Below are 12,490 nucleotides of genomic sequence, written 5' to 3'. Positions count from 1 at the left end.
AAATATCGGCCGACTGCGACAATTGCTTAATGAAAAAACGCTCGTTGGCAGCGATATAGGGCGTCTTGCGTGCATTCGCGGGTTTCGGGAAGTAGACTAGGCCAGGCCTTGCGGGCCGTGCCTAGGCGCGAGACCCCAGTGCTATGCTCAGGTGCTATGCCTTGGCTCTTGGTGCCGCACGCGGCCAACAATCATCTTGAAACTCGGAACGATTCAGTGACCAAGCAACATTCCTTTGATCGCGAAGAACTGCTGGCCTGCTCGCGCGGCGAGCTATTCGGCCCCGGCAATGCGCAGCTTCCGGCTCCCAACATGCTGATGCTTGACCGTATTGCGCACATTCATGAAGAAGGCGGCGAGCATGGCAAGGGCGAACTGATCGCCGAGCTGGATATCTCTCCGGACCTGTGGTTCTTTGACTGCCACTTCCCGGGTGACCCGGTGATGCCTGGCTGCCTGGGCCTTGACGCCATGTGGCAGCTGGTCGGCTTCTATCTGGGCTGGCTTGGCCATCCGGGCCGAGGACGTGCGCTTGGCTGTGGCGAAGTCAAGTTCAGCGGGCAGATCATGCCGGATGCCCAGAAAGTGACTTATCGCATCAATATCAAGCGTATCATTACCCGACGGCTTATCCTGGGTATCGCTGACGGTACGGTATCCGTCGACGGACGCGACATTTATCAGGCTAACGATTTGCGCGTTGGTCTATTCACCTCTACTGCGAATTTCTGACAGGAGGCTCCCATGCGACGAGTGGTAGTCACCGGCCTTGGCATCGTGTCGTGCCTTGGCAATGACCAGCAACAGGTTCTCGAAGCGCTCAAGAGCGGGCGCAGCGGTATTCGTTTCAAGGAAGAGTACGCCGAGCGGGGATTCCGCAGCCATGTAGCCGGCAGCGTCGACATCGACCTGGATGCGCTTGTTGATCGTAAGCTGCGTCGCTTCATGGGCGACGCCGCGGCTTATGCCTATGTCTCCATGGCGCAGGCCATCGAAGATGCCGGCCTTTCCGACGAGCAGGTGTCCAACGAGCGTACCGGACTGATCGCTGGCTCCGGCGGTGCATCGAGCGCCAACCAGGTGGAAGCCGCCGACGTCATGCGCGAGAAAGGCCTGCGCCGCGTGGGCCCCTACCGGGTTACCCGCACCATGGGCAGTACGGTGTCCGCCTGTCTTGCCACCCCATTCAAGATCAAGGGCGTGAACTACTCGATCTCCTCTGCCTGTGCGACGTCGGCACACTGTATCGGCAGCGCGATGGAGCAGATTCAGCTGGGCAAGCAGGACGTGGTATTTGCCGGCGGTGGTGAAGAGGAACACTGGACGCTTTCCTGTCTGTTCGATGCCATGGGCGCGCTCTCCACCCAGTACAACGATACTCCTGACAAGGCGTCGCGGCCTTACGATCAGGCGCGCGACGGCTTTGTCATCGCCGGCGGCGGCGGCATGCTGGTACTCGAAGAACTCGAGCACGCCAAGGCGCGTGGCGCCAAGATCTACGGCGAGCTGGTGGGCTACGGCGCCACCTCCGATGGCCACGACATGGTAGCGCCCTCCGGAGAAGGGGCGGTGCGCTGCATGCGCCAGGCGATGGCGACCGTAAAAGGCGACATCGACTACATCAACACCCACGGCACCTCGACGCCGGTAGGCGATGTTGCGGAACTCAAGGCGGTGCGTGAAGTGTTTGGCAACTCGACGCCGGCGATGAGTTCCACCAAGTCCCTCACCGGCCATTCGCTGGGCGCCACCGGCGTGCAGGAAGCCATCTACTCGCTGCTGATGATGCAGCACGACTTCGTGGCCGCCTCCGCCAATGTCGAACACCTTGACGAGCAGGCAGATGGCTTCGATATCGTCACCGAACGGCGTGATGGCGTGACGCTCGAGCGCATCCTGTCCAACAGCTTCGGGTTCGGCGGCACCAACGCCTGTCTGGTGTTCCAGCGCTTTACTGACTGAGGCACTGACTGGAAATGAAAAACGGCGCCTTCAAGGCGCCGTTCTTGCTGCTGGGAAGGCTCTGCCTTCGCTTACTGACGGGCAAGTGGGCGGGGTACCTCGGAAATCTCCTGCAACTGCCCCTCGATCCAGGCCTCTACCTCGGCAAGCACCTCGTCGGGGGTGCGCCCTTGGGTCTGGATAGGCTCACCGATGCGTACCCGCAACACGCCTGGCCGCTTCACCCAGTAGCGCCCCGGCCAGCGCTCGCCAGCGTTGTGCGCCACCGGCAACACGGGTACGCCTGCCCGGCAGGCCACCACGCTGCCACTCTTGTTGTAGCGCTTGCGCATCCCTGGGTCGACCCGCGTGCCTTCGGGAAAGATCAGCACCGAAAGCCCCGTTTCCAGCCGCGCCACGCCTTGGCTCAACACCTGCTTGAGCGCCCGGGCGGGCTTGGAGCGATCCAGGCTGATCGGGCGCAGCAAACGCAGCCCCCAGCCAAAGATCGGGATACGCAGCAGCTCACGTTTGAGCACGGTGCATACCGGTGGCTTCATCACCTGCAAGAATACCGTCTCCCACTCGCACTGATGATTGGCCTGAATGACGCAGGGACCTTCAGGAATGCGCTCACGCCCCTGAATATCGTAGCGCACGCCACAGGCAATCCGGAACCAGGCCATCAGGAAGTGGTTATACAGATTGAGCAGCCGATAGCGGCCGGCCAGGGGTAAAAACGGTGCAATGGGTAGAAACAGCACGCCACTAATCAGCATGGCGAAGAAATACCCGGCGTAAAATACCAGGCTGCGAACCACATTGATCAAACGGACTCTCCTGTACTGGCATCCTGCTGGTCATCACGCGTCAGGCACCAGGCGTCCAGCATGCGGCCGACTTCCAGGCGCCACGGTTTTTGATGCACGCCAAACACCTCCAGCACGCGGCGGCAGTTCAAGACACGCCGCAGCTTGGCATCGTGATGATGGTTCAGCGCGGTCACATCGCCAAGCTCGACCTGCTCGCCACGCCCCTCCAGGTGGGTCGCCAGCTGAGTGCGCACCATGGAGGTAAACGTGAACGCACTGACCGGCTCGGTGCCCGCCAGATGATAGGCGCCCCAGGCGTTGGCGCCGCTCGCCTGCTGCTGAAGCATGCCCACCAGCGCCATGGCCACTGCATCGACCGAGGTCGGGCAGAACACGACGTCTTCCGCCGCCCGCACGTTTTCCCCGCGCATCAGGGTATCGATGATGTCGCTAAGCCAGGCGTGGCTGCCTTCAAGCGCAAACAGCGGGCCCAGACGCACGATCAGGTGGCGGTGATACTCTGCGCGGATCCGGTCGCCGATGGTGACCAGCCGACGCAAACATTCGTCCCGCGGGGTAGGCACTACATGCTCATCGATGGGCTCGTCGAACCCCTCTTCGTAGAGCTGGTCCGAGACGCACCACACCAGCGGAATGCCTTGTGCAAGGCAAGCCTCTAGGCAGCCATCCACCGCGTCCGCGTGCGCTCCCACCACCGCGGGCGTCATGTCGAGCGGCTGCGCCAGCGGCGGTATGATCACCGCATCCGGCGCAAGCTTCTGCAATTGAGCAGCACTCACCACTACCCCTTGCTCGATCACAAGCTCGGTATCCGTACGACGGTTAACTTCTCGCGCCAGCGCCAGGCTCAAGCAGTGCCCTGCATCCAGTATCAGCAGCTTCAAGACAGACCCTCTCCCTCAACCAACGTCCCTTACCAGCCAACGTGTCTTACCACCGAACGCAGGCCACCACCGCTACGCACTTGACCGACGTCAGAACGGGATCTCGTCGTCGAAATCGTCGAAGCTGCCCGGGTCCGGCGCGCCGAAGTTGTTGTTCTGCTGGCCTTGCTGCGGAGCACCGCCCTGCTGGGGTGCTGGCTGGGGACGTGGCGCAGGCTGGCCACCCTGAGAGGGGTTGCCCTGCTGCGGCGCCCCCTGATTCTGATGGCCCTGGTTCTGATGACCTTGATTCTGGTACCCCTGACCGCCGTAGTGGTTACCCTGAGGTGCGCCATTCTGCTGCGCATAGCCGCCACCGTTGCCGTAGCCGTTCTGCGGTGCGCCACCGCCCTGGAAGTCGCCGCCGCGGCCGTCGAGCATCTGCATGTCGTTGGCAACGATTTCCGTGCTGTAGCGATCCTGACCGTTCTGGTCCTGCCATTTACGCGTCTGCAGGCGGCCTTCGATATACACCTTGGAGCCTTTTTTCAGGTACTGCTGGGCAATTTCAGCCGTCTTGTTGAACAGCACCACACGGTGCCATTCGGTACGCTCCTGACGCTGGCCGCTCTGACGGTCCATCCAGGTGTCGGAAGTGGCCAGATTGAGGTTGGCAACCGCCGTACCGCTTGGGGTAAAGCGCACCTCGGGGTCCTGCCCCAGATTGCCGATCAAGATCACTTTATTGATACCGCGAGCCATAAGGCGCTCCTTCATTTAACTGACGTATGGGTAGACATCTGCGCGCAACGCGAATCGCCGATGCCACTATCCTTGGCGACTGACAATCAGCCGCCTCACGATTTCGGAGGAATCAACCGTGTCAGCGCCTCTCGGTCAAGCTGCTGACGATTGACCTTCAAGTAGACCAGACGCTCTTCGGGCACCACCATCACATCCTCGACGCCTACTACATCCGCCAGGCGCTCAAGCAGTAAATCCAGCATATCAGGTGGCGTATCATCGAGTGCGACCACTTCGCTCGAGAGCGGCGGCGGGGACGGCATCCGCCACATCGCCAACCACCATAGCAGGACCAGAATCGCACAGCCGATAAACACGGCATCAAGCCCCCACGTATCGGCCAGCAGACCGCCCAGGGTGCCCCCCAGAAACGCACCCATGAACTGGCTGGTGGAGTACACCCCCATGGCGGTGCCCTTGGCGCCTGCCGGGGCGAGCTTGCTGAGCATCGAAGGCAGCGTGGCCTCCAGAAGATTGAAACCGGTGAAAAACACGAACAGGCCGACAAACAGCCAGCGCCCTTCGGAAAATGGCAGACCCAGCCCGGCAAGACTCACCCCGATGGCGCCAATGGCCAGCAGGCACACCACCTTGATCTGCTGCTTTTTCTCGGCCACGATCATCAGCGGCACCATGGCGACAAATGAAAGCCCCATGATCGCAAGGTAGGCCAGGCCGTGGTGAGCCAGCGCGATACCGGCTTCCTGCAAGCGAAAGGGCACCGCCACAAAGATGGCCATGAGCACCAGATGCAGCGCGAAGATCGATATGTCCAGGCGCCACAGGTCCGGCCGCGTAATCACGTTCTTGAACTGCTCGCGATCCAGCCCGACGTCACGATGATGCACTCTGCGCGGGGCGGGCGGCACCCAGCGCCACAGGACCAGAAGGCCAAGAAGCGTCAGCAGTGCAGTAAACCAGAACACGCCGGACAGCCCCGCCCAGGAGGCCAGCCAGGGCCCCACGACCATGGCGATGGCAAACGATACGCCAATCGATAGCCCGATGGTTGCCATGGCTGCCGTGCGCACCTGCTCTCGGGTCTGATCGGCCAGCAGCGCCATGATGGCGGCCGCCACCGCCCCGCCGCCCTGCAGCGCACGGCCAACAATGATGCCACCAATGGAGTCGGCAAGGGCCGCCACCACGCTGCCCACGGCAAAGATGATCAGCCCGAGCGCAATCACCCGCTTGCGACCAATACGGTCGGATAACAGGCCAAAGGGAATCTGCAGCGTGGCCTGGGTAAGCCCGTAGACGCCCAGGGCAATGCCCACCAGCAGCGGTGTGGCGCCGTCAAGCGCATCGGCATATAGCGCCAGCACCGGCAGTACCATGAAAAGCCCCAGCATGCGGGACGCATACAGTCCGGCCAGGCCGCTGATGGCACGACGCTCACTGGCCAGTAGCAGTGCAGAAACCTTGCCCATAATGCCCTTGAGTATGGTGAATAGAGCCACAGGCCCTGGATAACCGTCCATTCTAGCGGTTTGCAACCACGCTGGAAACGCCGTCCTGCGTTAAGCTGTCACAAAGCGTTTTTGCCGGATAGGGGATGGCAAACGTATAATTACTCTTTTGCCGCGCGAGTCGAGGTGTTGATGGACAGCATTCTGGTCAGGGGTGCACGCACCCACAACCTCAAGCAGATCGATGTGGAGCTGCCCCGCGACAAGCTGATCGTGATTACCGGCCTGTCAGGTTCGGGTAAATCGTCGCTGGCGTTTGACACGCTCTATGCCGAAGGACAACGGCGCTATGTAGAGTCGCTCTCTACCTATGCGCGCCAGTTCCTGTCGATGATGGAAAAACCCGATGTGGATCACATCGAAGGGCTTTCGCCTGCTATTTCCATCGAGCAGAAATCCACTTCTCACAACCCGCGCTCGACCGTGGGCACCATCACCGAAATCTACGACTACCTGCGCCTGCTGTTCGCCCGAGCGGGTACACCCCGCTGTCCCGAGCACGGCGAAGACCTGGAAGCCCAGACCATCTCCCAGATGGTCGATCAAGTCATGAACCTGGCCGAAGGCACCAAGCTGATGCTGCTGGCGCCAGTGGTAAAAGGCCGCAAGGGCGAGCACCTGCAACTGCTGGCTGAGCTTCGTGCCCAGGGCTTTGTACGCGCGCTGATCGACGGTCAGGTGCTGGAGCTTGACGATATTGCGCCACTGGACAAGCGCAAGAAGCACGACATCAGCGTGGTGGTCGATCGTTTCAAGGTACGCGACGACATCGCCCAGCGTCTGGCCGAGTCCTTCGAGACCGCGCTCAACCTGGCCGACGGCACGGCCATGATCCATTTCATGGACGGCGAGCAGGACGGCATGGCGTTCTCGTCGCGCTTTGCCTGCCCGGTGTGTGGCTATTCCCTGTCCGAGCTCGAGCCGCGCATGTTCTCGTTCAACAACCCGGCCGGCGCCTGCCCGACCTGCGACGGTCTGGGCATACAGCAGTATTTCGATCCGGAAAAGCTGATCAGCCACCCGGAGCTTTCGCTGGCAGAAGGCGTGATCAAGGGCTGGGACCGGCGCAACATCTACTACTTCACCCAGCTGCAGGCGCTGGCCAAGCACTACGGTTTCGAGCTTGAAACACCCTGGAACGAGCTGCCCCGCCACGAGCAGAAGATCATTCTCAACGGCAGCGGCAGCGAAAAGATTCCGTTTGCCTACGTGGGCGACCGGGGCCGCAAGGTCACCCGCGAGCATGTCTTCGAGGGCGTGCTGCCCAACATGCAGCGCCGCTACCGCGAAACCGAATCCAGCATGGTGCGTGACGACCTGGCGAAATATATCGCCATGCAGCCCTGCGCCACCTGCCATGGCACGCGTCTGCGCAAGGAGTCGCGTCATGTATTCGTGGATGACCGTACGATTGCCGACGTGGTGCGCACGCCGATTGGCGAAGCCCAGCGCTACTTTGCCGAGCTGCGCCTGCCGGGCCGCAAGGGCGAGATTGCCGACAAGATCGTCAACGAGATCCACGCTCGTCTGGAGTTTCTGGTCAACGTCGGGCTCGACTACCTGAACCTCGAGCGCAGCGCCGATACGCTCTCCGGCGGTGAAGCCCAGCGAATTCGCCTGGCAAGCCAGATCGGCGCGGGCCTGGTCGGGGTCATGTACATTCTTGACGAGCCCTCGATCGGCCTGCACCAGCGCGACAACGACCGGCTGCTGAAGACCCTGGAGCGCCTGCGTGACCTGGGCAACACGGTGATCGTGGTGGAGCACGATGAAGACGCCATCCGCGCCGCCGACCACGTACTGGACATTGGCCCCGGCGCCGGCGTTCACGGCGGTGAGATCGTCGCCCAGGGCACGCCGCAGGAGGTCATGGATAATCCCGACTCGCTGACCGGCCAGTACCTCACCGGCACCCGCGAGATCAGCGTGCCGCCCTACCGGATCCCCGGCAATCCGGAGAAGCAGCTGGTAGTGCGCGGGGCCACCGGCAACAACCTGCAAAACGTGACGCTCAGCCTGCCGCTGGGGCTGTTCATTGCGATCACCGGGGTATCGGGCTCGGGCAAGTCGACCCTGATCAACGGCACCTTGATGCCGATTGCCGCTCGGGAGCTCAACCGCGCCACCACCCTGACCGCCGCGCCCTACGAGAAGATCGAAGGGCTCGACCAGCTCGACAAGGTAATCGATATCGACCAGAGCCCGATCGGGCGGACACCGCGCTCCAACCCGGCCACCTATACCGGCATCTTCACGCCCATTCGCGAGCTGTTCGCCGGCACCCAGGAGGCGCGTTCACGAGGCTACAAGCCGGGACGCTTCAGCTTCAACGTCAAGGGTGGGCGCTGCGAGGCGTGCCAGGGCGAGGGCATGATCAAGGTTGAAATGTACTTTCTGCCGGATATCTACGTGCCCTGCGACGTCTGCAAGGGCAAGCGCTACAACCGTGAGACCCTGGACATTCACTACAAGGGCAAGACCATCCACGAAGTGCTGGAGATGACGGTCGAGGATGCGCTCGAGTTCTTCAGCCCGGTACCGGCCATTGCCCGGCGCCTGCAGACCCTGATGGACGTAGGGCTGTCCTATATTCGCCTGGGGCAGAGCGCCACGACGCTTTCAGGCGGCGAAGCCCAGCGGGTCAAGCTTGCTCGCGAGCTTGCCAAGCGCGACACCGGCAAGACGCTGTATATCCTGGATGAGCCCACCACCGGCCTGCACTTCGAGGATATTCGCCAGCTGCTTGGGGTACTCCACCGCCTGCGTGATCACGGCAACACCATCGTGGTGATCGAACACAACCTGGATGTGATCAAGACCGCCGACTGGATCGTCGATCTCGGCCCCGAAGGCGGCTCCGGCGGCGGGCAGATCATCGCCGAAGGAACCCCGGAACACATCGCCCAACAGCGTATTTCCCACACCGGCCGCTTCCTTTCTCCCCTGCTTGAGCGCGGCAATCGCGCATCTTCATAACTTATGATAACAGGGTAGGCTATTTGCCTACCCTGCTTATAAAACTGTGCAATAATCCGGCCGTTCCAACTTCTTTATCAGCGTAGCTAGGCAACGCCGTATGCGATTGAATTGCTTGTCGTAATTAGCCGAAAGACGTGATATGTGTAAGGCAATACTCATGGAGAAACCACTGTGAGCCCCGACCAGAGCTGCATCCTTCACCATTTCAATCACTACTGTTCGTTGAGCAAAGAAGAAAAAGAACTCCTGCTTACCCTGGAAGAATCTCCTACCGATATAAAGAGCGGTTCTTTGCTGTGGGGAATGGGCGAGCCAGCCAATGAGTTCTGCACCTTGAAAAGCGGCTGGGCCTACTCCTATCGGCACCTCGAAAACGGCGACCGGCAGATTCTGGAAGTCTTCCTGCCCGGCGACATCATCGGGCTGCGTGAGTTCGCCTTTGCCGAACGCCTGGAGAATGTCCGCATGATCACCGACGGCGTGATCTGCCACTTTCCTCACAAGCGCCTTCTGGAGCTTTTTCGCCAGTCGCTGACCCTGACTTCGGTGATCTTTGCCATCAGTAGCCGCCATCAGGCGCTGATTACCGAGCGGCTGGTCACCCTGGCAAGGCGCAGCGCGCGCCAGAAGACCGCGCACTTCCTGTATGAAATGTATGCGCGCCTGAGCCAGACGAACAGCAACCTTGATGGCAAGTTTCGCCTTCCGCTCTCACAAGAGCAGCTGGCGGACATCCTGGGGCTGAGCCCGGTGCATGTCAGCCGCACCTTCAGCCTGCTCAGCGAAGAAGGGCTGGTATTTCGTGACCGGCACAGCGTTACCATCCCCGACCTGAAGGCGCTTGCCGAAGCCGGTGAGTTCGACGCCTGCTACCTGAGCGATAGCGTTCGCCCCCTGTTCGACGTATCCGCCTGATCGGCTGGCCAACGCCCCCTCGATGCCCCTGTTGGTTGATTCAGCGGGGGCTGAACATCGCCCGGCGCTTTTGCCGCGTCGTTGCGCCCTGTAATCTGTGCATTCCGACCCAACTGACTGTACTGATCATGAAACCACTCTTAACAGCCTTGGCGAGCAGTGCGCTTTTAGTGGGCGCGCCCGTGGCATCCGGCGTCACCTTCAACACCCAGGAAGCCGAAACCCACGGCCAGTGGCAATCGCTGATCCTGAGCCTGGGGCGCGAGCACCACTTTCGCGCCGTCGAAACCCAGAGCTACTCCGATGCCACGCTGAGCCTGAACGCTACGCAGGGGGTGTGCGATTTACCGTGGCTTGAAGTTCGCGTAACCCTCGAGGAGCAGCAGGCAAGCAGCCGTACGGTGAATCTGGTGCCCGTCCGCCTGCGTATCGACGAGCAGCCGGTGATGGACAGCATGGCGGAATTCATCACCGAACGCGGTGATGACGGGTTCTACGTGCACTTTTACCTGGCCGACATGCCAGCGTTGATTCATCAGATGCAAGAGGGGCAGCAGCTTTTCCTGGGCTTTGATCAGGGCGAACGGCCGCCCTGGTACATGACGTTCGGGCTCGAAGGAGCCGATGAAGCCATTGCACGCATGCAGACACTATGCGAAGCGGCCTAGCTCTTTCGCCACCGGTCAGGCCACTTCGCCAGCGGCCACTTCGACCCGGTTTCGTCCCTTGCGCTTGGCCTGGTACATGGCCGCATCGGCGCGAGCAATGAGCGTCTTGCAGCTGTCTTCAGCCTGCCAGGCCACCACGCCGATACTCACCGTTACCGGTTGCTCGAGCCCTGGCAGGCGAAGCGTCATCAACAGCTCGCGCAGTCGTTCGGCCAGGCCGGCTGCCGCCTGAATATCGGAATGGGAGGCCAATATCACGAACTCCTCGCCGCCCCAGCGACCGAAATAGTCGCAGCCACGCAGCGAGCCCTCCACCTGCCGGGCCAGCGCTACCAGCACCTCATCTCCCAGACTGTGGCCGTAGGTATCATTGATCGCCTTGAAATGGTCGACATCGAACATGAGTAGTGCAAATTCGGCGCCGTATCGCTTGGCGGCGACCAGCTCGTTATCGATGGCCTGCTCGATACGATAGCGATTCCATATCTGCGTCAGCGGGTCGAAATGCGCCAGCTGCTCGAGGCGTTGATTGGCGGCGGCCAGCGCCTTGCGCTCACGCTCAAGATGCATATTGAGCATGCTGATCTCGTAGCTCGAAATGGCCAGGGTCAGGTCGTTGCCCAGGTTCATCGCCGCCAGCCGCTCGACGCGCTGCCATGCTTCGCTACAGCCCACCACCTTCTCGTAGCGAGATCTCCCCAGCATGACGCTCAACGAAGGCATGGCTGCCTTGACGGGGCGCATAGACCAGTAGGGCGCCTCGTCTTGCGCGGGGCGAAAGAGCAGTAGCCAGGCGCGCTGGGTACTATTCATGGGCAGGGGAACCGCCAGCACGCCAGCCTGCTCTGACATGGCAAGCGAGCTGGTCAACGGGTGCCTGGCCGTGTTGCGCGTACACCAGGGACCGTTATGGGGGTGGGCCTTGTGCAAGCGCATGACGAACTGACGGATGACCTCTGGCGTCGGTGCCCGGCCTGCCTGGTAGACCACGCCACCAAGCCACAAGGCCACGCCACGGGCGCGAAACAGATCCATCCAGATGGGGGCCTTGTCATGCAGAAGCTGCTCGGGGCTGCGCGGCCCGTGCGTCGCGCTGACGACTGACCCCAGACTATCCTGGACGCGTTTCAGATAACGCGCTTCATGTCGGGCGCGCAGCAGGGAAAGCCGCTTGGTGGCGACCTGTACCAGAATGTGCACCGCATCGCGCACCGAAGCCGCCACCTCGTGCGCGGCGGTCGCGTGACAGAACATCACGCCCCACAGCCCGGCTTCGCAGACCATGGAGACGTTGAGCATACCGCGTACGCCCAACCGCTCCAGATAACGCTGGCGCTCGGGCGTAGGGGCGCGCAGGACACTGGCGCACAGGTCAACCGGAAGGTCGGGCATCAGTCGCTCCAGGGGGGCCTGGGCATCTTGAATGTAACGCACGGGATGGCGCACGTAGGCACGCCGCAGCGCGGCGGAAAAATTGCAGGCCGCCAGACGCTGGCCCACGACGGAGAACTCGTCGTCCGCCTTGGCTTCAGCCACGATATGCCCGTGCCAATCCGGATCGAACTGGCAGACCCCTACATGTGCAAAGCCGGTCAGCTTGCGAACGGTGGTGACGAGAAAAGCGAGCACCTCTTCTTGATGCGTCATCTCCGCCAGACGTGAAAGATGTTCCTGCAAGGCGCCCAGCAGGCGATGCTGCCCGCTCACCTGGAACGGTTCGATCTCCATGATGACCTGCTCGCCACTTCTAAAGGCGCGCAGCTGAAAGCGCGAGGTGTTCGCCCCTCGCCTGAAGACCAGTGGTGCTGCCAGCCGCGCCTGGCCCTGCAGCTCGCGCCGCACTTGTTGAACCAGACGTTTGCCGAGCAGTTGCTCAGGCGTTAACGGGGACGAGGAGGCATCATGGCCAACCAGCCTGTCGAGATTGGTGCTGGCCGCCTGAATACGGCGGCTATCGGCATCCAGTACCAGCAAGACACCGAACGATTGCAATAGAGGGTGGTGTTGAGACACAAACC

The 12,490-nt window shown here is 61.6% G+C and carries 10 protein-coding genes; 5 read left to right on the top strand and 5 right to left on the bottom strand.

The genetic code is table 11. The features are described 5' to 3' along the window. Positions 1-216: 216 nt before the first annotated feature. On the top strand, positions 217-732 hold the full coding sequence (gene fabA / locus HW452_RS13800; protein WP_224106697.1) for a 3-hydroxyacyl-[acyl-carrier-protein] dehydratase FabA: 516 nt from the start codon (positions 217-219) through the stop codon (positions 730-732). A 12-nt stretch (positions 733-744) separates the two neighbouring features. Further along, positions 745-1,962: a beta-ketoacyl-ACP synthase I gene (gene fabB / locus HW452_RS13795; protein ID WP_224106696.1), complete on the top strand. Its 1,218-nt coding sequence runs from the start codon at positions 745-747 to the stop codon at positions 1,960-1,962. A 71-nt stretch (positions 1,963-2,033) separates the two neighbouring features. Here the strand turns inward: fabB and HW452_RS13790 are convergent, their stop codons facing one another. From HW452_RS13790 to HW452_RS13775, 4 genes are all read right to left on the bottom strand, one after another. Beyond that, entirely contained in the window at positions 2,034-2,771 is a 738-nt protein-coding gene (locus HW452_RS13790) for a lysophospholipid acyltransferase family protein (RefSeq protein WP_224106695.1), read from the bottom strand. After that, entirely contained in the window at positions 2,768-3,658 is an 891-nt protein-coding gene (locus HW452_RS13785) for a sugar nucleotide-binding protein (protein WP_224106694.1), read from the bottom strand. The genes HW452_RS13790 and HW452_RS13785 overlap by 4 nt, the downstream gene beginning before the upstream one ends. Before the next feature lie 90 nt (positions 3,659-3,748). Continuing rightward, positions 3,749-4,399, bottom strand: coding sequence for a single-stranded DNA-binding protein (gene ssb, locus HW452_RS13780; RefSeq protein ID WP_317986357.1), 651 nt, complete (start codon positions 4,397-4,399; stop codon positions 3,749-3,751). Between the two features lie 95 nt (positions 4,400-4,494). Then, on the bottom strand, positions 4,495-5,871 hold the full coding sequence (locus HW452_RS13775) for an MFS transporter (protein ID WP_224106737.1): 1,377 nt from the start codon (positions 5,869-5,871) through the stop codon (positions 4,495-4,497). A 171-nt stretch (positions 5,872-6,042) separates the two neighbouring features. Here HW452_RS13775 and uvrA point away from each other — a divergent pair, with 171 nt between their 5' ends. The 3 genes from uvrA to HW452_RS13760 all read left to right on the top strand — a co-directional run bounded on the left by uvrA (position 6,043) and on the right by HW452_RS13760 (position 10,472). Continuing rightward, positions 6,043-8,886 (top strand): excinuclease ABC subunit UvrA, encoded by a 2,844-nt coding sequence (gene uvrA, locus HW452_RS13770; protein ID WP_224106692.1) that lies wholly within the window; start codon positions 6,043-6,045, stop codon positions 8,884-8,886. Positions 8,887-9,060: 174 nt separating this feature from the next. After that, on the top strand, positions 9,061-9,804 hold the full coding sequence (locus HW452_RS13765; protein WP_224106691.1) for a Crp/Fnr family transcriptional regulator: 744 nt from the start codon (positions 9,061-9,063) through the stop codon (positions 9,802-9,804). A 128-nt stretch (positions 9,805-9,932) separates the two neighbouring features. Next, on the top strand, positions 9,933-10,472 hold the full coding sequence (locus HW452_RS13760; RefSeq protein ID WP_224106690.1) for a hypothetical protein: 540 nt from the start codon (positions 9,933-9,935) through the stop codon (positions 10,470-10,472). A gap of 15 nt (positions 10,473-10,487) precedes the next feature. On the opposite strand, the gene HW452_RS13755 is transcribed toward HW452_RS13760, so the two are convergent. Further along, positions 10,488-12,485 (bottom strand): sensor domain-containing diguanylate cyclase, encoded by a 1,998-nt coding sequence (locus HW452_RS13755; RefSeq protein ID WP_224106689.1) that lies wholly within the window; start codon positions 12,483-12,485, stop codon positions 10,488-10,490. Positions 12,486-12,490 lie beyond the last annotated feature (5 nt).

The organism is Vreelandella aquamarina (assembly GCF_020075495.1).
Classification (GTDB): Bacteria; Pseudomonadota; Gammaproteobacteria; order Pseudomonadales; family Halomonadaceae; genus Vreelandella; species Vreelandella aquamarina_A.
The sequence above is the reverse complement of the archived record's forward strand: the minus strand, read 5'-3'. Positions and strand labels throughout refer to the sequence as shown.

Bases quoted from the DNA above. Each gene is read 5' to 3' on its own strand.
- fabB (WP_224106696.1), top strand. From the start codon at position 745: ATGCGACGAGTGGTAGTCACCGGCCTTGGCATCGTGTCGTGCCTTGGC.
- ssb (WP_317986357.1), bottom strand. From the start codon at position 4,399: ATGGCTCGCGGTATCAATAAAGTGATCTTGATCGGCAATCTGGGGCAG.
- HW452_RS13775 (WP_224106737.1), bottom strand. From the start codon at position 5,871: ATGGGCAAGGTTTCTGCACTGCTACTGGCCAGTGAGCGTCGTGCCATC.
- uvrA (WP_224106692.1), top strand. From the start codon at position 6,043: ATGGACAGCATTCTGGTCAGGGGTGCACGCACCCACAACCTCAAGCAG.
- HW452_RS13760 (WP_224106690.1), top strand. From the start codon at position 9,933: ATGAAACCACTCTTAACAGCCTTGGCGAGCAGTGCGCTTTTAGTGGGC.